Origin of the sequence: Citrobacter sp. Ce119 (assembly GCF_030334525.1) — a bacterium.
GTDB lineage: Bacteria > Pseudomonadota > Gammaproteobacteria > Enterobacterales > Enterobacteriaceae > Citrobacter > Citrobacter europaeus.
Map to the genome: position 1 here is coordinate 40826 of NZ_JAOWDR010000056.1, position 22025 is coordinate 62850.

Below are 22025 nucleotides of genomic sequence, written 5' to 3' on the forward strand. Positions count from 1 at the left end.
GAATGAGGGGTTTTTAATTAGCGTCCCTGAATAGCTAAATCGCCCGGCAGGTTCTTCTGCATACGATGCCAAATCTCGCCGCTGTCGTGACCATAGCGACGCACCGTTTCATAAACCTGCTCATGAGCGCCATGCTCGCACAGTTCTGACAGCTTATGGTAGAAGCTCAGCGCCAGCGCGCGCGCTTCCGGATTGGCAAAATAATGGCGGCCAATGCGGGTATATAATCCTTTCATACCATTAAGGATCAAACCGTAAATCGGATTACCGGAGGCAAATGCCAGACCGCGGAAAATGTTATAGTCCAGATCGGCGAACGCATCAGCATGGTCGGCCACCTGATTTGCCGTCGCCAGAACCTCCTGCGCTTTATCAGGATGCTGGCGAAACGCGGTACGAATAAAGATCGTCGAGATGTTGGTACGCACGGACAGCAGATTATCGATAAGCTGCGGAACGCTCTCGTGATCGAGACGCGCCAGCGTTTCAAGGATATTCAGCCCGGAGGTTTCCCAGAAGTTATTCACCTTCGTCGGTTTGCCGTGTTGAATGGTCAACCAACCGTCACGCGCCAGACGCTGTAATACCTCGCGTAACGTGGTACGTGTCACTCCGATCAGTTCAGAGAGTTCACGTTCAGCAGGCAAAATAGTGCCAGGTGGGAAGCGGTTATTCCAGATACTTTCAATGATGTACTCTTCCGCGAACCCAGCCGGGCTTTGCGCCTTAATGACCATAGTAATAATTCCATTACACAGCAAAACATAGTTACAGTTATCATACCAGACGGGTTACATAGCTGATAGCTGACGCAATGAAGAAAAAGTAGATCAAGGCTTCATTTTCCAGATAACGCTAAAGCGCAGCCAGCCTTGCCCGTCGCGTGAATAGCTTGCCTGTATTCCCTCCTCCCGCTAAGCTTTGCGGTCAAACATAAAAATATGATTTCATTTTTAAAGGTAGGGAAATCACCATGGAGCTATCATGGGGTCGCGCTATGTGGCGCAATTTTTTAGGTCAATCACCTGACTGGTACAAACTTGCACTGCTCGTCTTCTTAGTCGTTAACCCGATTATATTTTTTATTAATCCTTTTATTGCGGGCTGGCTGTTGGTGGCCGAGTTCATCTTTACGCTGGCGATGGCGTTAAAATGTTATCCGCTGCTACCAGGCGGGCTGTTAGCTATCGAAGCAGTCATCATCGGTATGACCAGCGCCACGCATGTGCGTGAAGAGGTTGCCGCTAACCTTGAGGTGTTATTGCTGCTGATGTTTATGGTGGCTGGCATCTACTTTATGAAACAGCTGCTGCTGTTTATTTTCACCCGCCTGCTGCTTACGATTCGCTCCAAAACGCTGCTGTCGCTGGCTTTTTGCGTTGCTGCCGCCTTCCTTTCTGCGTTTCTTGATGCGCTGACCGTCGTTGCCGTGGTGATCAGCGTCGCGGTCGGTTTCTATGGTATTTACCATCGCGTCGCCTCTTCCCGCGCGGAAGACAACAACATGCTTGATGACAGCCATATCGATCAGCACAATAAGGTCGTACTGGAGCAGTTTCGCGGTTTTCTGCGTAGCCTGATGATGCACGCGGGCGTCGGTACGGCGTTAGGTGGCGTAATGACGATGGTCGGCGAACCGCAAAACCTGATTATCGCCAAAGCGGCGGGCTGGCATTTTGGTGACTTCTTCCTGCGCATGTCGCCGGTCACCGTACCGGTGCTGATTTGCGGCCTGTTAACCTGTGTGCTGGTCGAGAAATTACGCTGGTTTGGCTATGGCGAAACGCTGCCGGAGACCGTCCGCGATGTCCTGCAACAATTTGACGATCAAAGCCGTCAGCAACGTACTCGTCAGGATAAAATCAAACTGATTGTTCAGGCTATTATCGGCGTCTGGCTGGTGGTTGCTCTGGCTCTGCATCTGGCAGAGGTTGGATTAATTGGCCTGTCCGTCATCATTCTTGCAACGTCGTTGACCGGCGTTACAGACGAACATGCTATTGGCAAAGCGTTTACCGAGTCGCTGCCGTTCACCGCCCTGCTGACCGTGTTCTTCTCTATTGTTGCGGTTATTATCGATCAACAGCTCTTCTCGCCGATCATTCAGTTCGTATTGCAGTCCTCTGAACATGCTCAGTTGACGCTGTTCTATCTCTTTAACGGCCTGCTGTCTTCAATCTCTGATAACGTTTTTGTCGGCACCATCTATATTAACGAAGCCAAAGCAGCGCTGGAACAAGGGACCATCAGCCTCAACCAGTACGAACTGTTAGCGGTAGCGATTAATACCGGGACCAACCTGCCTTCCGTGGCTACACCAAACGGTCAGGCGGCATTCCTGTTCCTGCTGACCTCCGCGCTGGCACCATTGATTCGCCTCTCTTATGGCCGCATGGTGTGGATGGCTCTGCCGTATACTCTCGTCCTGACGCTCGTTGGTCTGCTTTGCGTCGAGTTCACGCTGGTACCGGTGACCGAGTGGATGACTCAAACGGGCTGGTTAGCTACACTTTCATAACAATTAACCGGGCAAATCACTGCCCGGTTTGACTTTTTGCATGATAATTATCCGATTACGCAAATTTTCAATTCCCGCTAGTGGCGCATAAATTGAATTGGTTTAAACTGCGGTCTCTACGCATGTTGCAGGGAAATTATTATGTTGCGATTTTTAAACCAATGCTCCCGAGGTCGTGGAGCATGGTTATTGTTGGCGTTAACCGCCTTTGCGCTGGAACTCGTTGCGCTGTGGTTCCAGCACGTCATGCTGCTAAAACCTTGCGTGTTGTGTATTTACGAACGTAGCGCATTATTCGGCGTGATGGGTGCGGGGCTGGTGGGGGCTATCGCGCCAAAGACACCGCTGCGCTATGTGGCGATGATAATCTGGATTTACAGTGCCTGGCGTGGGCTTCAGTTAGCGTATGAGCACACCATGATTCAGTTGCACCCATCACCGTTCATGACCTGTGATTTTGCAGCCCGCTTCCCGAGCTGGCTGCCGCTGGACAAATGGCTGCCGCAGGTGTTTTTAGCATCCGGTGACTGTGCTGAACGCCAGTGGTCTTTTTTAACCCTGGAAATGCCACAGTGGCTGTTGGGGATCTTCGCCGCTTACCTGGTGGTCGCCGTGCTGGTATTCATAGCACAGCCGTTTAAACCGAAAAAACGTGACCTCTTCGGTCGCTAACAGAGACGCTCCTTCAGGAGCGTTTTTTTTGCCTTAAATCCATTGCCTGCTGGCATCTATAAAATGTATATTAAATACATCTTATAGATGCCACACGAAGGAGATGTCTTATGTCCCATTTACGCATCCCGGCAAACTGGAAAGTGAAACGCTCTACTCCCTTCTTTACCAAAGACAACGTCCCGGCAGCACTTCTTTCTCACCATAACACCGCAGCAGGCGTGTTTGGTCAGCTCTGTGTAATGGAAGGTACGGTAACGTATTATGGCTTTGCCAATGAAGACGCAAAAGAGCCCGAAGTGAAGGTAGTGATTAATGCCGGTCAGTTCGCGACCAGCCCACCGCAGTACTGGCATCGTGTTGAATTAAGCGACGACGCACAATTCAACATTAACTTCTGGGTGGAAGATGACAACCACTCCGATGAGATGTATCAGGCGAAAAAGTCTTAAACCTTAACGCCTGCTAATCGATGGGCGGCTCAGTCCGCCCATGAAGGTTTGTTCAGGATATGATCCTGCCAGTCACGTACTTCCGATTCTTTCACCGCAATATGACGAACTGAGATACGTTCACCGTGCATCGCCGCTTTAGACCCCGTCAGCAACGGATGCCACTCCGGCAGCCCTTTACCTTCCGCGAGCAGACGATACGCGCAGGTCATTGGCAACCATTCAAAAGTCGGCAAATTATCGCGCGTCAGTTTGATGCAGTCAGGCTCGTACTCGAATCGACGTTCGTAATTACGGCACTGACAGGTTTTGATATTGAGTTGCTTACACGCGACGTTGGTAAAGTAGATTTCGTCGGTGTCTTCATCCATCAGCTTATGCAGGCAGCATTGACCACATCCGTCACATAATGACTCCCACTCGGCATCGGTCATTTCATCAAGGGTTTTACTTTGCCAGAAAGGTATGTCGCTCATCAGGGTTTCCGCTATTGCATTAAAGCTGCACCTTATAACCAGTCTGGCACGCTGATGCAAGTTTTGCCGCCCGAAAAGGCGGCAAGCAGAGATTACAGTACGCGGGTCGTCAGCGTTTGACCGTTAAAACTGATCGCCAGTTCATCACCGCTGCTTAATGGCCCCACGCCTGCTGGCGTGCCCGTCAGCACAACATCACCCGCTTTGAGGGTAAAGAAACGACTCATATAGGCAATCAAAGGAACGATTTGATGGATCATATCCGCCGTGGAGCCGTGCTGACGCTGTTCACCGTTGACCGTCAACCCGAGCATCGTATCCTGTGGATCGCCGTTAAATTCCGCTACGGGAATAAATCCTGACAGCGGGCAAGAGTTATCAAAACCCTTCGCTTTTTCCCATGGCTGCCCCGCTTTCTTCATTTTGCCCTGGATATCGCGCAGGGTCAGATCCAGTGCAACGCCATAACCCGCGATGGCTTTGCGCACATGATCTTCCGTCGCCTGTCGCAGGGTCGCGCCAATCAGCACAGCCAGCTCAACTTCATGGTGAACCGACCCCATATCAGATGGGATCACCAGCGGCTGGCGTAAATCGCACAGTGCGGTTTCCGGTTTAATAAACAGCACCGGCTCTTCGGGGGGGGTTCCGCCCATCTCTTTAATATGGTTAGCATAGTTACTTCCTACGCAAACCACCTTACTCACCGGATAATCCAGCAGAGCACCATGCCAGTTGTGATGTTGATACATTACTTTCCCCTAACGTAGTCATAGATTTCAGGTACTGCATCGATGGAACGTGCTGCTGGCGGATGCAGTTTAACGTTTAGCGTCTGGTGTATTTTGTTTTGTCGCAGCCAGATGCTGTTTAAGTAAATCTTCTGGCGGCGGTGGTATTTGTAAATAATAGCCCTGCTCGGCCAGGGCCTGTTTTACTTTTTCAAGATCGGCATTAACCAATTTTTTTCGACCATCAAGCGGTAACATCATTGCCAGCGTCGGCTGACCAAATCCTTTCATCAGTTCTTCAGGAACGCGTGAGAAATCGTCTTTTTTTTCGACATATAAATAGGTCTGGTCACGTTTGCTGCTTCGGTAGATCACACAAAACATATCTTTTACTCTGAATTCACGGAATGGTGGCTTGCCTCAATATAATACTGACTATAACATGCCTTATAGTCTTCGGAATATCACCCCGCGCTGGGGATGATAAATAGCAAATTGAGTAAGGCCAGGATGTCAAACACGCCAATCGAGCTTAAAGGCAGTAGCTTCACCTTATCAGTGGTTCATTTACATGAAGCAGAACCCGAGGTTATTCGTCAGGCGTTGGAAGACAAAATCGCGCAGGCGCCGGCTTTTTTAAAACATGCTCCCGTGGTGGTTAACGTGAGTGGTCTTGAAAGCCCGGTCAACTGGTCAGCGCTGCAGAAAGTTGTTACGTCTACCGGATTGCGCATTATTGGCGTTAGCGGATGCAAAGACGCCAGACTCAAGGCTGAAATCGACGAAATGGGCCTTCCTTTACTGACTGAAGGTAAAGAAAAAGCTATTCGTTCTGCGCCTGTTGAGACCCCGGCTCCCGTTGCTCCGCCGCAAAACGTTACTCCCATCACAAAAACACGATTAATAAATGTGCCGGTTCGTTCCGGTCAGCGCATTTATGCTCCACAATGTGATCTGATTGTTACAAGCCACGTCAGTGCAGGCGCAGAGCTTATCGCTGATGGTAATATTCATGTTTATGGCATGATGAGAGGCCGTGCGCTGGCAGGCGCAAGCGGCGATCGGGAAGCGCAAATTTTTTGTACCCATCTGACGGCAGAACTGGTGTCTATCGCAGGTGTTTATTGGCTGAGTGATAAAATCCCAGCAGAATTTTATGGCAAAGCGGCCCGTCTGCAATTAGCAGAGAACGCTTTGACAGTTCAACCGTTGAATTGATCCCTTTTTAACAAGGAATTTCTATGGCACGCATTATTGTTGTTACTTCGGGTAAAGGGGGCGTTGGCAAAACCACCTCCAGCGCGGCCATCGCTACAGGTTTGGCCCAGAAGGGAAAGAAAACTGTCGTTATTGATTTTGATATCGGCCTGCGTAACCTTGATCTGATTATGGGTTGTGAACGCCGCGTCGTTTATGACTTCGTCAACGTTATTCAGGGCGATGCGTCGTTAAATCAGGCGTTAATCAAAGATAAGCGTACCGAAAATCTCTTTATTCTTCCGGCCTCACAGACTCGCGATAAAGACGCGCTGACGCGTGAAGGCGTCGCGAAAGTTCTGGACGACCTGAAAACGATGGAATTCGACTTCATCGTCTGCGACTCCCCGGCGGGTATTGAAACCGGTGCGCTGATGGCCCTGTATTTTGCCGATGAAGCGATTATCACCACTAACCCGGAAGTTTCCTCTGTACGTGACTCTGACCGTATTCTGGGTATTCTGGCGTCGAAATCTCGTCGTGCGGAAAACGGTGAAGATCCGATTAAAGAGCATTTGTTGCTGACGCGCTACAACCCTGGCCGCGTAAATAAAGGTGACATGCTGAGCATGGAAGACGTACTGGAAATTCTGCGAATCAAGCTGGTTGGCGTGATTCCTGAAGATCAGTCAGTCCTGCGCGCGTCTAACCAGGGTGAGCCGGTTATTCTCGACATCAATGCCGATGCCGGTAAAGCCTATGCTGATACCGTAGACCGTCTGTTGGGAGAAGAACGTCCTTTCCGCTTCATTGAAGAAGAGAAGAAAGGTTTCCTCAAACGCCTGTTCGGAGGATAAGTTATGGCATTACTGGATTTTTTTCTCTCGCGGAAAAAGAGCACAGCGAACATCGCTAAAGAGCGACTGCAGATTATTGTTGCGGAACGCCGTCGTAGTGACGCCGAGCCACATTATTTACCGCAGTTGAGGAAAGATATTCTCGAGGTTATCTGCAAGTATGTACAAATTGATCCTGAAATGGTCACCGTACAGCTTGAGCAAAAAGACGGCGATATTTCTATCCTCGAACTGAACGTGACATTACCTGAAGCCGAAGAATCTAAATAACGGCTTTGCTCAGAGAGTCATCGTTACAAAAAAGGCAGATTATTCTGCCTTTTTTATTTTCTGTTTCTTGCCAGGCTGCTGCACCTTTATTCCAAAGTAAACTTTGGATAGTTTTCGGTAAAATAGCGGCGCAAATACTCAACCGTAATACGGATTTTTGCCGACGTCGCCAGCCGGGAAACATAAACCGCCCAAATATTTGCTGGTTGATAATACTCGGGCAATATGTGTATCAGATTGCCGCTGGCAATGTTGTCGCAAACGTCCCACCATGACCGCAGAGCTATTCCCTGCCCATCAAGGCACCACTGATGTACCACTTCGCCATGATTAGACGACAAAGGCCCCGTAACTTTAATCGAATGCGCGCCCTCTTTATTGCGCATTTGCCAGATACCAAACGGATGGTCGCGCTCTTTGATGACCAGACAAGGAAAAGTGGAGAGATCGTTGAGTTGCTTCGGCGTCCCATGCTGCCTCACAAATTCCGGCGAGGCGCACAGAATACGGTAGTTAGTCGCCAGCTTGCGGGCAATCAGGTTCGGCGCGATATCATCCCCGATACGAATATCAAGATCGACGCCCTCATTCACCATATCCACCAGGCGGTCTTCAACATCGAACCGCAGTTCTAATTGCGGATACTCTTTTGCCAGCGCAGACAGCGCCGGAGCCACCACCCGGCGGCCAAAACCAAAGCTACTAATAATACGTAGCATCCCCTGCGGGATCTGCCTGGCATCTGATAGCTCATCCATCATCTGATCGACATCCTGCAGGATCCGCTGCGCCCATTCGTAGATCCGCTCCCCCTCTTCCGTGATGGTTACGCGCCGCGTTGTCCGGTGCAGCAGCACTACATTCAGCGTTTGCTCCAGCAGGGCAACGCGCTTACTGATAAAAGCCGGTGAGACGCCCAGCTCTTCGGCAACGGCGGCAAATCCTGCACGACGGGCAACCAGCATAAAGACGCGTAAATCATTTAGCAGCGGAAGATTATTCATGATCTGTGTTTTATGTTTCACCAGTTAGGGGGATTAACTATTAATCAGTCAATTATAGGATAAGGGGAAAGTCAATTTTGATGGCGTACAAGTGAGAGCTGCTATGAAGAAAACCTGGCGTATCGCCGCTATCCCCGGAGATGGCATTGGTAAAGAAGTTCTGCCTGAGGGCATTCATGTGTTGCAGGCAGCCGCCGAGCGTTGGGGGTTGTCGCTCAGCTTTGAGCAAATGGAATGGGCCAGCTGCGAATACTACGCCCATCACGGCAAGATGATGCCGGATGACTGGCATGAGCAGCTGCAATCCTTTGATGCTATCTATTTTGGCGCGGTTGGCTGGCCGGACACCGTGCCTGACCACATCTCATTATGGGGTTCGCTGCTTAAGTTTCGTCGCGAATTCGACCAGTACGTCAACCTGCGCCCGGTGCGCCTGTTTCCGGGCGTCCCTTGCCCACTGGCTGGCAAGCAGCCAGGCGACATTGATTTCTACGTCGTACGCGAAAACACTGAGGGAGAATACTCTGCCCTCGGCGGACGTGTGAGCGAAGGTACCGAACACGAAGTGGTTATCCAGGAATCGGTCTTCACCCGTCGTGGCGTGGATCGTATCTTGCGTTACGCTTTCGAGTTGGCGCAAAACCGCCCACGCAAAACCCTGACCTCAGCAACCAAATCGAACGGCCTGGCCATCAGCATGCCTTACTGGGACGAACGCGTGGAAGCAATGGCGGCTAACTATCCCGAGATCCGCTGGGATAAACAGCATATCGATATATTGTGCGCCCGCTTTGTGATGCAGCCGGAGCGTTTTGACGTCGTGGTTGCCTCCAACCTGTTTGGCGACATCCTCTCCGATCTTGGCCCGGCCTGTACCGGAACGATTGGCATTGCGCCTTCTGCCAACTTAAATCCGGAGCGCACCTTCCCGTCGCTGTTCGAGCCGGTACACGGTTCGGCCCCCGATATCTACGGCAAGAATATCGCCAACCCTATTGCGACTATCTGGGCTGGCGCCATGATGCTCGACTTCCTTGGCAACGGTGATGCCAACTATAAAGCCGCCCACGACGGTATTCTGGCGGCAATTGAGCAGGTCATTGCCAGCGGCCCGAAAACGCCAGATATGAAAGGCAACGCCACCACCCAACAGGTAGGTGAAGCCATCGCTCAGGCACTGCGTTAGAGGTCAAACCACGAAATATGAGCCGCGTCACTGACGCGGCTTTTTTATGCGTTTTATGCCGCCAATAACCTGCGCCAATTCACCTTTTATTATTTCCGTTCCGTGTTTTATTGCTTCACGCATCGGGCAATTGTTTAATTCATGTAAAGAACAAATAATAAAATTGTTAAATACAAAATCACTGATTCCCTACAGCATGATAACAACGACAGGCTAATGCCATACGCGGGCAACTGTGCCCAGGAGATCCCATGTTGAGCAACGTAAAGAAAAAAGACATGCCGCTGATAGCCATCAGCCTGGTGGCTATTCTTTTCATCGCCGCCACGCTTAGTCTCTTCCCTCAGCAGTCTGCACAAGTCGCAAATACCCTTTTTAACGGAGTTACCCGGATGCTGGGTTCCGCCGTGCAGATCCTCGTTCTGATGGCGATGGGTCTGGTCGTCTGGCTGGCTACCAGCAAATACGGCAACATTCGTCTGGGTGAAGGGAAAGCGGAATACAGCACGCTGTCCTGGCTGTTTATGTTTATATGTGCCGGATTAGGCTCCTCAACACTCTATTGGGGTGTTGCTGAGTGGGCCTATTATTACCAGACTCCGGGTCTGAATATCGCGCCGCATTCGCAAAAAGCGCTGGAATATAGCTTACCCTACTCCTTTTTCCATTGGGGGATCAGCGCCTGGGCGACTTATACCCTGGCCTCACTAACAATGGCCTACCACTTTCATGTGCGTAAAAACAAAGGGCTGAGCCTGTCCGGAATTATTGCCGCTATCACCGGCGTCCATCCGCAGGGCGTGTGGGGTCGCCTGGTTGATTTGATGTTCCTGATCGCAACAGTTGGCGCGTTAACCATCTCTCTGGTTGTCACCGCCGCCACCTTTACCCGCGGTTTATCTGCCCTCACGGGTTTGCCGGATAACTTCACCATGCAGGCGTTTGTGATCCTGTTCTCTGGCGGCATTTTCTGCATGAGCTCCTGGATTGGCATCAATAACGGTTTGCAACGTCTGAGCAAAATGGTCGGCTGGGGGGCATTCTTACTGCCGCTGCTGGTGCTGATCGTCGGCCCGACCGAATTTATCACCAATAACATCATCAACGCCATTGGTCTGACGACACAAAACTTTTTGCAGATGAGCCTGTTCACCGATCCACTTGGCAACGGTGAGTTCACCCGCAACTGGACGGTGTTCTACTGGCTGTGGTGGATCTCCTACACCCCAGGCGTGGCAATGTTTGTCACTCGCGTATCCCGTGGTCGCAAAATCAAAGAGGTTATCTGGGCGTTAATCCTCGGTAGTACCGTTGGCTGCTGGTTCTTCTTCGGCGTGATGGAAAGCTACTCAATCCACCAGTTTGTGAACGGTGTGATCGACGTACCGCAGGTTATGGCGACACTGGGCGGTGAAACGGCCGTACAGCAAGTGTTGATGTCGTTGCCAGCCGGGAAACTATTCCTGGTGGCGTATCTGGCGATCATGATTATTTTCCTTGCCTCGCACATGGATGCCGTCGCCTATACCATGGCCGCCACCAGCACGCGTAACCTGCAGGAAGGGGAAGATCCGCAGCGTAGCTTACGACTGTTCTGGTGCGTGGTCATCACCCTGATCCCCTTATCGATTTTATTCACCGGCGCATCCCTGGAAACCATGAAGACCACGGTGGTTCTGACCGCACTTCCCTTCCTCGCCATTCTGTTGGTGAAAGTCGGCGGTTTTCTTCGCTGGGTACGGCAGGACTATGCCCACGTTCCTGCGCATCAAATTGAAAGTCATCTTCCCGAAACGCCAGTTAACGCCCCCGTTGCGCCAACGGCCGGGACATTACTCAAAGGCGACAATTAAGCGCCAGTATAAAACCCTCTTACTCACAAATTAAAAGGTATTCCAATGAGCAATCTAAGCCCTGAGTTTATTCTGCCGCAAAATTTCTGTGCCAACCCGCAGGACGCCTGGACTATCCCTGCCCGGTTTTATACCGACCATCAGGCCTTCGAGCACGAACAAGAGAAAGTGTTTGCTAAAAGCTGGATTTGCGTCGCCCACAGTAGCGAGCTGGCAAAGCCCAATGATTATGTTACCCGTGAAGTGATTGGCGAGAACATCGTGCTGGTACGGGGTCGCGATAACGTGCTGCGCGCGTTCTACAACGTTTGTCCGCATCGCGGTCATCAGCTGTTGAGCGGCGAAGGGAAAGCGAAAAATGTAATTACCTGCCCTTACCACGCATGGGCGTTCAAACTTGACGGCAATCTGGCGCATGCGCGTAACTGCGAAAATGTCGCCAACTTCGACAGCGAAAAAGCGCACCTTACCCCTGTACGTCTGGAAGAGTATGCCGGATTCGTGTTTATCAACATGGATCCGAACGCAGGCAGCGTAGAAGAACAACTCCCTGGTCTTGCAGACAAAGTTATCGAAGCCTGCCCTGACGTGCATGATCTGAAACTGGCGGCGCGCTTTACGACCCGTACCCCGGCAAACTGGAAGAATATTGTCGACAACTATCTGGAGTGCTACCACTGCGGCCCGGCCCACCCAGGTTTTTCCGACTCGGTTCAGGTTGACCGTTACTGGCACACCATGCACGGCAACTGGACGCTGCAACACGGTTTCGCCAAACCGTCAGAGCAGTCATTTAAGTTCGAAGAAGGTGTTGATGCCGCCTTCCACGGTTTCTGGCTGTGGCCATGCACCATGCTCAACGTCACGCCAATCAAAGGCATGATGACCGTTATCTACGAATTCCCGGTGGATGCGGAAACCACGCTGCAAAACTATGACATTTACTTCACCAACGAAGAGCTGACCGAAGAGCAGAAACAACTGATCGAATGGTATCGCAACGTCTTTCGTCCTGAAGATTTACGTCTGGTTGAAAGCGTGCAAAAGGGGCTGAAATCGCGCGGGTATCGCGGTCAGGGCCGCATTATGGCGGACACCAGCGGCAGCGGCATCTCCGAGCATGGCATTGCCCATTTCCATAATCTGGTCGCGCAGGTGTTTCAGGAATAACCCGGGGCTGTAACGACAGACACCGGCGCGTCGTTGAACCGCGCCGGACAGATTTTTTAGGGAGTGCCGCAATGTCTGATTATCAAATGCAAGAAGTCCGGGTCAGTCGGATTGAGACCATTACCGCGCAGGTAAAACGCTTCACCCTAATGGCGACCTCAGGCCAGCCGTTGCCTGCGTTTCAGGGTGGCAGCCATATCATCGTACAGATGCGCGATGGCGAGAACCTATACAGCAATGCGTACTCGCTGATGAGTTCACCCTTCGATACCAGCGCCTGGCAAATCGCCGTACGACTGGAGGAGGCGTCCAAAGGCGGCTCGCGATATCTGCATCAAAAGGTGAAACCCGGCGACACGCTCACGATCTCCACGCCAAACAATCTGTTCGCCCTCGCCCCTCAGGCACAACAACATCTGTTGATTGCCGGAGGTATCGGCATCACACCGTTTTTATCGCAGATCCCGGAGCTGGAACACTCTCAGGCAGAATGGCAGCTACATTATTGCTCTCCCAGCCTGGACAACTGCGCATTTCATGACGAACTCCTGCAGTACCCCAGCGCCGGTCGCATTCATCTGCACCTCTAAAGCGCCGGCACCCGCCTTGATTTAGCACGCCTGCTGGCCGATGTTAAACCCGGCACGCATATTTATACCTGTGGCCCAGCGGTGCTCAACGATGCCGTCAGAGAAGCGGCTTCCCGCCATGGGCTGGATAGCAATACGCTACATTTCGAACAATTTGCGCTGGAAGATAAAAGCGGCGACGCCTTCACCCTGGTGCTGGCGCGTTCCGGGCGCGAGTTTGTGGTTCCGGAAGAGATGACCATTTTGCAGGTTATCGAAAATAACAAAGCTGCACGCGTTGAGTGTCTGTGCCGGGAAGGCGTGTGCGGCACCTGCGAAACAACGATTCTTGAAGGGGAAGCGGATCACCGCGATCAATACTTTAGCGACGACGAAAAAGCCAGCCAGCAGAGCATGCTCATTTGCTGCTCTCGCGCCAAAGGTAAGCGCCTGGTACTTGATTTGTAGCGTTCGCAGGCCGGGTCAGCAATGGCGCGACCCGGCGAGTCTGGTGACTTACTGCGGATATTCCTGCAGTAGCGCGTTGAGACGATCGGACATCAGTTCGCCACGCCAGCCGGAAACCAGCTCCGGCAGGGTCTGCTGCGGCTTTAATTTCCAGTGCCAGTTGAGCAACTGGTTGATCTGACGGCGGGAAGCCAACAGTTCGATGCTAAGATTTTGTTCCGCACTCACTTCGGCAACCAGCGCCTTGATGGCTTTGAACGCCTTGCGATATCCTGGCATATCCATCAAATTCAGTAGCGGCTGCGGCAGCGACTCTTCCGGTAAAGCCTGGGCCTTTTCTACCAGCGAGATCAGCGTTTTGCCGTGGAAGCGAATTTCGCTTCCGGAAAGACCCAGGCTATCCAGTTCACCCAGGCTGCCCGGCATATAACGTGCCACCGCCCACAGATGTTCTTCACGCACCACGAAGTTTACCGCCAGATCGCGCTCGCGCGCTTTACGCAGCCGCCAGTCGGCAAGCAGTTGCAGGCAGGCTAACTGACGGGTACGCAGTTGCCAGGCGTTGGTGATGTCGCGCCAGGCATCTTCAGGTGCCAGAATCTCCTGGCGACGCTGTTGCATCAAGCGGCATTCGTCCAGCGCGGCTGGCAGCCAACCGCTGGTTTCAGTTTCAGCCATCAGCTTTGAGGTGATCGGTAACAGATACCAGACGTCAGCCGCCGCATATTCGCACTGACGTTCGGTCAGCGGTCTGGCCAGCCAGTCGGTACGCGACTCGCTTTTGTCGAGCGCCACGCCCGTAAACTCTTCCACCATCGCGGCAAAGCCCCACGACAGCGGACGACCGCAAAAAGCGGCCAGAATTTGTGTGTCAATTAACGGCTGCGGAAGTTCGCCAAAAGCGTTGAGGAACACTTCCAGGTCTTCACTGCCCGCATGCAGGAATTTGGTGATGGCGGTATCACGCAGAATATCGCGCAATGGCGACCAGTCGGTGATCCCCTGCGGATCAATCAGAGCAACGTGTTTGCCATCAAACAGCTGGATCAACCCCAACTGCGGATAATAGGTACGTGTGCGAACAAATTCGGTATCCAGGGCTATCGCCGGAAATTCACGGACGGCTTCGCACAGCGTGGCCAACGCGTCGTCCGTGGTGATCATTTGATAATTCAAATCGTGCTCTCTTAGGTTTACGCCAAAAAAAACGCCGGATTACCCGGCGTTTTCTGCTGGCTGACTTAACGCTCAGCCTTTATTGTCCACTTTGGCGCGCGCTTCGTCACGTAATTCTCGTCGCAAAATTTTACCGACGTTAGATTTCGGCAACTCATCGCGAAACTCAACCAGCTTCGGTACTTTATAGCCCGTCAGGTGACGACGACAGAAAGTAACCAGCGCTTCATCGGTTAACGAGGCGTCTTTCTTCACCACGAAAATTTTCACCGCTTCACCGCTGCTGCCGGACGGAACGCCAACTGCAGCTACTTCCTGCACACCAGGATGTTGCATAACCACGTCTTCAATTTCGTTCGGATAAACGTTAAAGCCGGAGACCAGGATCATATCTTTCTTACGATCGACAATACGCAGGAAGCCTTCGTCATCCATCACCGCAATATCGCCAGTGTGCAGCCAGCCATCTTTGACGATTTCGTCAGTGGCGTCTGGTCGCTGCCAGTAGCCCAGCATCACCTGCGGACCTTTCACGCACAGTTCGCCCGGTTCTCCCGGCGGCACTTCGTTGTCGTCGTCATCCACCAGTTTGACCTCGGTGGAAGGAACCGGTAACCCGATACTGCCGCTATGGTAGTCGATATCGTGAGGGTTGACGCTCACCAGCGGGGCGCACTCCGTCAGACCATAGCCTTCCAGCAGATACTGCCCCGTCAGCTTCACCCAACGTTCAGCTACCGCTTGTTGAACCGGCATGCCGCCGCCTGCTGAAAGGTGCAGTGACGAGAAATCCAGTTGCTGAAACTCTTTGTTATTCAGCAGCGCGTTAAACAGCGTATTGACGCCGGTCATCGCGGTAAACGGATACTTCGCCAGCTCTTTGACCAGTCCTGGGATATCACGCGGGTTAGTAATCAGCAGGTTTTGACCACCCAGCTCAATAAACAGCAGGCAATTCATCGTCAGCGCAAAAATGTGATACAGCGGTAGAGCCGTTACCACCAGTTCTTTGCCCGGATGCAGCAACGGGCCGTAGGTGGCGTTAACCTGCTCCAGGTTAGCCAGCATGTTGCGGTGCGTGAGCATCGCGCCTTTCGCCACGCCGGTTGTCCCGCCGGTATATTGCAGGAACGCCAGATCTTCCGACACAACTTCGGGTTTCACATACTGCATGCGATAACCGTTTTGCAGCGCACTGCGAAACGAGATGGCATCCGGCAGGTTATATTTCGGCACCAGCCGTTTGATATACTTGACGACAAAGTTGACCAGCGTCCCTTTTGCGGTCGACAGCTGATCGCCCATACGCGTCAGGATCACGTGTTGTACCGACGTTTTGTCGACCACTTTTTCCAACGTGTGAGCAAAGTTGGACACGATGACAATCGCCGACGCGCCGCTGTCATTAAGCTGATGTTCCAGCTCGCGAGGCGTGTAAAGCGGGTTAACGTTCACGACGATCATGCCGGCACGTAAAATCCCAAACAGTGCGACCGGATATTGCAGCAGGTTCGGCATCATCAGCGCGACGCGATCGCCCTTTTTCAGCCCCAGGCCTTGTTGTAAATAGGCCGCAAATGCCCGGCTCCGCTCTTCAAGCTTGCGGAAGGTCATCACCTCCCCCATGTTTACGAACGCGGGCTGATCGGCATACCGTCTTACTGAGTGTTCAAAGAGTTCCACCAGGGATTGATAACGGTCAGGATTGATCTCCGCAGGAACACCAGCGGGATAACGGTTAAGCCAAACCTTTTTCAATACATCACCTCTAAAATGCGTATTCGTCGTCATCACAACCCCAGGCAATAAACAAACTGTTAACATAATATTAACTCAGCGTACCAGTTTGTTTATTACACAACGACAAGGTTGCGAAGCACGTCACTATTTATTTTTCTTATATCCACGTTAATGCAGAAACAGCGGACGAGCCGCTGTTTCTTTTACCAATAATACAAAGAGTTACTCAGTTACTATGGTCTGAACCTGTGCCGGGCCGGGATTGTACCATCCCCATCCGCCGTAGCCACCGTAAGGCCAGCCACGCGCACCGTAGAACCAGGGGTCGATAGGCTGAGGCGGCATAACAATTTGCTGAGTAATATGCCAGCGTTTATAACCGGTTACCTGCATCAGCATAAATTTATACGGCGTATTACCGATTTTTCCGTCCACCGTACCGCTAATCGGACCGACGACGGTAACCAGTTGCCCGCGAAAGTCCACCGGGTCGAGGAAGCCATTTACATCAGCATATATCCGCCCGCGGGAGGCTTCGCCCAGCACGGGTCGCGCTCCGCTATCAAGAGGAACGGTGGCTATTTCCAGACGAGATTTCCCCTGCTGGTTCTGAATATCCACCACTTTGCCGCCGAAACGCGCCTCCTGACCGACATACAGCTGCGGCGCATTCATTACCCGCACCAGATCCTGCTGCGGCGTTGGGCTCGAACCTTTAATTGCATCCGGGATGGTGACGCAGCCGCTAAGCATTAACGCTAATGCTCCCGCCAACACACCTTTCAAGAACTGCTTTTGCACCGCCATATTGCGACTCCCTTTTCTTAGCTTCTGCCCCGGCCTGTTCACCATGTTGCGTACTGACGCCTGCGCGAATTAACCGGGGATGTACTACTAAGATTCATTCTTTACCGGGAAGTTTCTTCCACGCGACGGTGTTACGTAAATAAACCGGTTCAGCATGTTCAACCGCCACGGTGTTACCGGCAGCCAGCATTTGCGTGGCAACAGGCAGCATATCTTCAGCCGCTGGAAGCAAAACGTCGCCATCGCGGAGCATCAGACCGCTATCTTTGCCAAGTTCAGGCCACGCAGGCCAGCCCGTGCCGACCGTTACCCACTCGCCAGACAGCTGCAGTAAACGCTCATGCACCTGCTCGGGGGTTAACACCGCTTCGGTTTCTTCGCCGCGCCAGTTTCCGTTGTCATCACGCTGGTATTCAGCCCAGTAGACTTCGCCCATTCGCGCGTCAATTGCAGCCAGTACGCGGGTCGAACCCGACTTACGCCAGGCTCCCTGCGCCATTGTCGCCAGGGTGGAGACGCCGATCATGGGTAAATTCGCGCCTAACGCCAGCCCCTGAGCAATGCCAATCCCAATACGTACGCCGGTGAAACTGCCGGGACCGCGACCAAACGCCAGGGCGTCGATATCGGTTAACGTGAGATCGCCAGCGGCCAGGATTTCCTGGACCATCGGTAAAATTCGTTGGGTGTGTTCTCGTGGGCAAAGCTCGAAATGAGCCTTGACAGTACCGTCATTCCACAGGGCAACAGAGCACGCCTCTGTGGCGGTATCGATAGCCAGAATTCGCATGGGTGTTTATGATCAGGTCAAATAAATTTGGCGCGCATCTTACCACACTCCGTTACAAATTACTCAGTCGTTGGTATGGCAAGAAAGCGAACAGCGCGAGCAATGTCACGCGTACGCGGCGCAGGAGGAAGGCTCGCCAGGAAGGTGGCGCCGTAAGGCCGCATCACCAGACGATTGTCGCAAATCACCAGCACCCCGCGATCGTCGGCGTCACGAATCAAACGGCCCACCCCCTGTTTCAGGGTGATGACCGCATCCGGCAACTGAACGTCTTCAAACGGATCGCCGCCGCGCAAACGACAGTCCTCCATCCGTGCTTTTAACAGCGGGTCGTCCGGCGAGGTGAACGGTAGTTTATCGATAATTACCAGCGACAGCGTATCGCCGCGCACGTCCACGCCTTCCCAGAAGCTGCTGGTGGCAACCAGTAACGCATTACCTGCGCTGACAAATTGCTGTAGCAGTTGTCCCTTGCTGGTTTCGCCCTGCAGCAGTACAGGGAGCGTCATGGTGGCGCGGAATTGTTCAGCCAGATCGCGCATCATCGCGTGTGAGGTACACAGCATAAAGCAGCGACCGTTATTCGCTTCGATAATGGGACGCAGCATGGATGCCAACTGACGCGCAGCCCCCGGCTGATTGGTTTGCGGGAGATTACGCGGCACGCACAGCAGCGCCTGGCGGGTGTAATCAAATGGACTTGGCAGCAGCATCGACTCGGCATCTTCAATACCCAGCCGCGCGGTGAAGTGGTGAAGATCATCGTTTACCGACAGCGTCGCGGAGGTAAAAATCCAGCAGCCCGGCTTTTGTTCCATCACTTCTTTAAATTTATCCGCCACCGTGAGCGGCGTCAGCGCAAGGGTGAAATGGCGGGAGGTGCATTCATACCAGTAGCTGAAGCCCGGCTGGTTGATCTCTTTCAGGCGCTTCAGACGAGCGCGGTAAAGCGTGGCGCGTTCAAACGCGGCATCCAGCAAGGCCGAACGTCCGAGGGACAGTTTCGCCACGTCGTAACACAGCTCCAGCGTGTCATCGAGCAACAAAAACGCGCGTTGTACACGCTGGTCAGCCAACAGTTCCCGCAGGTTTCCGCGATAGCCCGGCTCGCCAAGCTGTAGGCGGAAGTCCTGAGCGCTTTGCGCCAGGCGGTCGGCGCATTTTTGCAGTTGCTGAGTGTCTTTCAGCTCGGTGCGATAGGCAATGGTGATATCTTTCGCCAGATCCAGCAGTTGGCGACTGGAGAGCGATTGACCAAAGTACTGGCTGGCAATATCCGGTAACTGGTGCGCTTCATCGAAGATCATCACCTCCGCTTCAGGGATCAGCTCGCCAAACCCACTCTCCTTCACCACCATGTCAGCGAGAAACAGATGGTGGTTTACCACAACCACATCTGCATCCATTGCTTTTTTGCGCGCTTTAACGACAAAGCACTCTTTATACAGCGGGCAGTCGCTGCCAAGACAATTGTCGTTAGTGCTGGTCACCAGCGGCCAGGCCTGAGAGTCTTCAGCCACGCTAACGCAGGTGCTGATGTCGCCATCAAGGGTTTGATTTGACCATGAGCGCAGAAGGATGACGTCGCTCAAAGTTTGCACCGGCAGGTCGCCGCCCGCCAGCGCCTGTTGTTCGAGACGCTCAAGGCACAGATAATTTGAACGCCCTTTCAGCAGCGCCAGTTTACCGGTGAACTCCAGCGCTTTCGCCACGGTGGGTAAATCCCGGCTGTAAAGCTGATCCTGTAACGCCTTCGAGCCCGTGGAGACAATCACCTTCTTTCCGGCACGCAGCGCAGGGGCAAGATAAGCGTAGGTTTTACCCGTTCCGGTTCCGGCTTCTACAACAAGCGGCTGTGATTGTTCGATAGCATGACTGACTGCGAAAGCCATCTGCCGCTGTGGTTCACGCGGTTTAAAACCGGGTATCGCTTTAGCCAACTGACCGTCTGCTGCAAAATCGTCCGTCACACTGCCCCCTGTTCATTTGAACAGGGATTATGTCAGGCCAGCGGCTCTTTCGCCAGTTGAAGAGGTGACGTGGGCACAACATTATGGCAGTCTTGGCGCAACCCAAAGCTATTTGAAAACCCGTAAATGAGGAATGATTTATGACGATTGTGCGCATTGATGCCGAAGCGCGTTGGTCCGACGTGGTAATCCACAACAACACGCTGTATTACACCGGCGTGCCGGAAAATCTGGATGCAGACGCCTTTGAACAAACGGCAAATACGCTGGCGCAAATTGATGCGGTGCTGGAAAAACAGGGCAGCAACAAGTCACGTATTCTTGATGCCACCCTTTTTCTGGCAGACAAAAGTGACTTTGCCGCCATGAACAAAGCCTGGGACGCGTGGGTTGTTGCGGGTCACGCGCCGGTACGTTGTACCGTTCAGGCCGGGTTGATGAACCCGAAATATAAAGTTGAGATCAAGATTATCGCTGCGGTATAAGCGGCGTTACTCGTCTTCGTCTTCAAAACGCGCCACAATCCGCTCGCCGGTATGGCTGGCGCGTAACTCTTCAGCAACCAGAGCAATGGCTTGTCCGCTGCTCATCCCCTGCGACATCAGCTCCTGAATACGCTCTACCGCTTTTTGCTGCTGCTCATGACTGAGTGAAGGTAAACCTGCAAACATTGTTAACTCCTGCTAAATTGTCTGCGCTAATTATTTCATGCTACCGCGCAGTTAGCCAGTAGCGTAGCAACGAGTCAGGACTGATGAAGACGTTATCTCCCGCAGTAATCACATTACCCTGGCGTCAGGACGCCGCTGAACGCTATTTTTCGACCTTAAGCCATCTGCCCTGGGCGATGCTGTTGCATTCTGGTCACGCCGACCATCCGCATAGCCGCTTTGATATTCTGGTGGCTGACCCAGTCGCCACGTTGGTTACGCAGGCTGAAGAGACCGTTGTGGATGACGGACACGCCACCGTACGCACGCTTGATGATCCGATGACGGTATTGCAGTCAGTTCTTAGCGCACGCAAGATCACCCCTGATTATCACCCGGACCTGCCGTTTCAGGGCGGCGCGTTAGGCCTGTTTGGCTACGATCTTGGCCGACGCTTTGAATCTCTGCCCGCTATTGCCGGGCGCGATATTGCACTTGCGGATATGGCGATAGGCATTTACGACTGGGCGCTGATTGTCGATCATCAGTTGCAGACCGTATCCCTGCTCAGCCATACCGATGTTGAAGCGCGGCTGCAATGGCTCAACGCGCAACAATCATCAATAGGTGAGCCATTTACATTAACCTCGGCGTGGCAGTCCAATATGAGCCGTGCCCAGTACGGCGTAAAATTCCGCCAGGTACAGCGCTATCTGCACAGCGGCGACTGCTATCAGGTCAACCTTGCCCAACGTTTTCAGGCGCATTATCAGGGCGATGAGTGGCAGGCATTTGTCAGACTCAATCGCGCCAACCGCGCCCCGTTTAGCGCGTTTATTCGTCTTGAGGAAGGCGCAATCCTCAGCCTTTCGCCGGAACGATTTATTCTGCTGGAAAACCAGCACATCCAGACGCGTCCGATTAAAGGCACGCTACCGAGGCTTGAAGATACCGATGCCGATCGAGAGCAGGCCCGGAGGCTGGCGAACTCGCCGAAGGATCGTGCGGAGAACCTGATGATCGTCGATTTGATGCGTAATGATATTGGCCGCGTTGCTGAACCGGGTTCGGTACAGGTTCCGGAGCTGTTTGTGGTCGAACCGTTCCCTGCTGTTCATCATTTGGTCAGCACCATTACCGCGCGTCTGCCAGAGTCATTACACGCCACCGACCTGCTGCGCGCCGCCTTCCCTGGCGGCTCTATTACCGGTGCGCCGAAAGTGCGGGCGATGGAAATTATTGACGAACTGGAGCCGCAAAGACGCAACGCCTGGTGCGGCAGCATTGGTTATCTGAGCTTTTGCGGCAATATGGATACCAGCATCACCATTCGCACGCTGACGGCCACAGACGGACAAATTTATTGTTCCGCTGGCGGTGGCATTGTGGCGGACAGTCAGGAAGACGCGGAGTATCAGGAAACGTTTGATAAAGTGAATCGTATTTTGCACCAACTGGAGAACTGAGAC

At 52.8% G+C, this 22025-nt stretch carries 22 protein-coding genes and 1 pseudogene; 12 read left to right on the plus strand and 11 right to left on the minus strand.

All coding sequences use genetic code 11. The features are described 5' to 3' along the window. Nucleotides 1–17: 17 nt before the first annotated feature. Nucleotides 18–737, minus strand: a complete 720-nt coding sequence (gene fadR, locus OGV80_RS15240) for a fatty acid metabolism transcriptional regulator FadR (RefSeq protein ID WP_043016063.1) — start codon at nt 735–737, stop codon at nt 18–20. A 236-nt stretch (nt 738–973) separates the two neighbouring features. Here fadR and nhaB point away from each other — a divergent pair, with 236 nt between their 5' ends. The 3 genes from nhaB (at nt 974) to OGV80_RS15255 (ending at nt 3642) form a co-directional block, all read left to right on the plus strand. Continuing rightward, the gene (gene nhaB / locus OGV80_RS15245) at nt 974–2518 is read left to right on the plus strand and encodes a Na(+)/H(+) antiporter NhaB (RefSeq protein WP_043016062.1); all 1545 of its coding nucleotides are present in this window, start codon (nt 974–976) and stop codon (nt 2516–2518) included. A gap of 141 nt (nt 2519–2659) precedes the next feature. Beyond that, on the plus strand, nt 2660–3190 hold the full coding sequence (dsbB, locus tag OGV80_RS15250; RefSeq protein ID WP_043016061.1) for a disulfide bond formation protein DsbB: 531 nt from the start codon (nt 2660–2662) through the stop codon (nt 3188–3190). 110 nt (nt 3191–3300) lie between these two features. Further along, nucleotides 3301–3642, plus strand: coding sequence for a TehB family protein (locus OGV80_RS15255; protein WP_016153372.1), 342 nt, complete (start codon nt 3301–3303; stop codon nt 3640–3642). A 29-nt stretch (nt 3643–3671) separates the two neighbouring features. Here OGV80_RS15255 and ycgN read toward each other — a convergent pair whose 3' ends face one another. From ycgN to OGV80_RS15270, 3 genes are all read right to left on the minus strand, one after another. Next, a complete protein-coding gene (gene ycgN, locus OGV80_RS15260) occupies nt 3672–4118 on the minus strand; it encodes a cysteine cluster protein YcgN (RefSeq protein WP_003020944.1) in 447 nt (148 codons plus the stop codon). 92 nt (nt 4119–4210) lie between these two features. Then, a complete protein-coding gene (locus OGV80_RS15265; RefSeq protein WP_043016060.1) occupies nt 4211–4870 on the minus strand; it encodes a fumarylacetoacetate hydrolase family protein in 660 nt (219 codons plus the stop codon). Nucleotides 4871–4939: 69 nt separating this feature from the next. Then, on the minus strand, nt 4940–5233 hold the full coding sequence (locus OGV80_RS15270; protein WP_043016059.1) for a YcgL domain-containing protein: 294 nt from the start codon (nt 5231–5233) through the stop codon (nt 4940–4942). Nucleotides 5234–5359: 126 nt separating this feature from the next. Between OGV80_RS15270 and minC the strand changes: the two genes are divergently transcribed. The 3 genes from minC to minE are packed head-to-tail and all read left to right on the plus strand — an operon-like array spanning nt 5360 to nt 7173. Continuing rightward, nucleotides 5360–6067 (plus strand): septum site-determining protein MinC, encoded by a 708-nt coding sequence (minC, locus tag OGV80_RS15275; protein WP_043016058.1) that lies wholly within the window; start codon nt 5360–5362, stop codon nt 6065–6067. 23 nt (nt 6068–6090) lie between these two features. Beyond that, nucleotides 6091–6903: a septum site-determining protein MinD gene (gene minD, locus OGV80_RS15280; RefSeq protein WP_003020956.1), complete on the plus strand. Its 813-nt coding sequence runs from the start codon at nt 6091–6093 to the stop codon at nt 6901–6903. A 3-nt stretch (nt 6904–6906) separates the two neighbouring features. Further along, entirely contained in the window at nt 6907–7173 is a 267-nt protein-coding gene (minE, locus tag OGV80_RS15285; RefSeq protein WP_001185666.1) for a cell division topological specificity factor MinE, read from the plus strand. Nucleotides 7174–7259: 86 nt separating this feature from the next. Here the strand turns inward: minE and OGV80_RS15290 are convergent, their stop codons facing one another. Beyond that, a complete protein-coding gene (locus OGV80_RS15290; RefSeq protein WP_043016057.1) occupies nt 7260–8177 on the minus strand; it encodes a LysR family transcriptional regulator in 918 nt (305 codons plus the stop codon). 103 nt (nt 8178–8280) lie between these two features. Between OGV80_RS15290 and OGV80_RS15295 the strand changes: the two genes are divergently transcribed. The 4 genes and pseudogenes from OGV80_RS15295 to OGV80_RS15310 all read left to right on the plus strand — a co-directional run bounded on the left by OGV80_RS15295 (nt 8281) and on the right by OGV80_RS15310 (nt 13423). Then, nucleotides 8281–9363: a tartrate dehydrogenase gene (locus OGV80_RS15295; protein ID WP_043016056.1), complete on the plus strand. Its 1083-nt coding sequence runs from the start codon at nt 8281–8283 to the stop codon at nt 9361–9363. A 251-nt stretch (nt 9364–9614) separates the two neighbouring features. After that, nucleotides 9615–11216: a BCCT family transporter gene (locus OGV80_RS15300; protein WP_286515274.1), complete on the plus strand. Its 1602-nt coding sequence runs from the start codon at nt 9615–9617 to the stop codon at nt 11214–11216. A 45-nt stretch (nt 11217–11261) separates the two neighbouring features. Then, on the plus strand, nt 11262–12386 hold the full coding sequence (gene yeaW, locus OGV80_RS15305) for a carnitine monooxygenase, oxygenase subunit YeaW (protein ID WP_043016054.1): 1125 nt from the start codon (nt 11262–11264) through the stop codon (nt 12384–12386). 71 nt (nt 12387–12457) lie between these two features. After that, nucleotides 12458–13423: pseudogene (locus OGV80_RS15310) on the plus strand (PDR/VanB family oxidoreductase). Nucleotides 13424–13471: 48 nt separating this feature from the next. Here OGV80_RS15310 and rnd read toward each other — a convergent pair. The 5 genes from rnd to yoaA form a co-directional block, all read right to left on the minus strand. Further along, nucleotides 13472–14587: a ribonuclease D gene (gene rnd / locus OGV80_RS15315; RefSeq protein ID WP_047410574.1), complete on the minus strand. Its 1116-nt coding sequence runs from the start codon at nt 14585–14587 to the stop codon at nt 13472–13474. A gap of 84 nt (nt 14588–14671) precedes the next feature. Beyond that, nucleotides 14672–16357: a long-chain-fatty-acid--CoA ligase FadD gene (fadD, locus tag OGV80_RS15320; RefSeq protein ID WP_123915245.1), complete on the minus strand. Its 1686-nt coding sequence runs from the start codon at nt 16355–16357 to the stop codon at nt 14672–14674. Nucleotides 16358–16561: 204 nt separating this feature from the next. Continuing rightward, nucleotides 16562–17146: a Slp family lipoprotein gene (locus OGV80_RS15325; protein WP_043016050.1), complete on the minus strand. Its 585-nt coding sequence runs from the start codon at nt 17144–17146 to the stop codon at nt 16562–16564. Between the two features lie 94 nt (nt 17147–17240). Then, a complete protein-coding gene (tsaB, locus tag OGV80_RS15330; protein WP_043016049.1) occupies nt 17241–17936 on the minus strand; it encodes a tRNA (adenosine(37)-N6)-threonylcarbamoyltransferase complex dimerization subunit type 1 TsaB in 696 nt (231 codons plus the stop codon). Between the two features lie 59 nt (nt 17937–17995). Continuing rightward, nucleotides 17996–19906, minus strand: coding sequence for a DNA repair helicase YoaA (gene yoaA, locus OGV80_RS15335; protein WP_080625329.1), 1911 nt, complete (start codon nt 19904–19906; stop codon nt 17996–17998). Between the two features lie 140 nt (nt 19907–20046). Here yoaA and OGV80_RS15340 point away from each other — a divergent pair, with 140 nt between their 5' ends. Further along, on the plus strand, nt 20047–20391 hold the full coding sequence (locus OGV80_RS15340) for a RidA family protein (protein ID WP_042307863.1): 345 nt from the start codon (nt 20047–20049) through the stop codon (nt 20389–20391). A 6-nt stretch (nt 20392–20397) separates the two neighbouring features. Here OGV80_RS15340 and OGV80_RS15345 read toward each other — a convergent pair whose 3' ends face one another. Beyond that, the gene (locus OGV80_RS15345; RefSeq protein WP_003020986.1) at nt 20398–20577 is read right to left on the minus strand and encodes a YoaH family protein; all 180 of its coding nucleotides are present in this window, start codon (nt 20575–20577) and stop codon (nt 20398–20400) included. Between the two features lie 83 nt (nt 20578–20660). On the opposite strand from OGV80_RS15345, the gene pabB reads away from it, so the two are divergent. Then, nucleotides 20661–22022 carry an aminodeoxychorismate synthase component 1 gene (gene pabB / locus OGV80_RS15350; protein ID WP_087052763.1) on the plus strand — a complete coding sequence of 454 codons (1362 nt, stop codon included), beginning with the start codon at nt 20661–20663 and terminating at the stop codon, nt 22020–22022. Nucleotides 22023–22025: the final 3 nt, after the last annotated feature.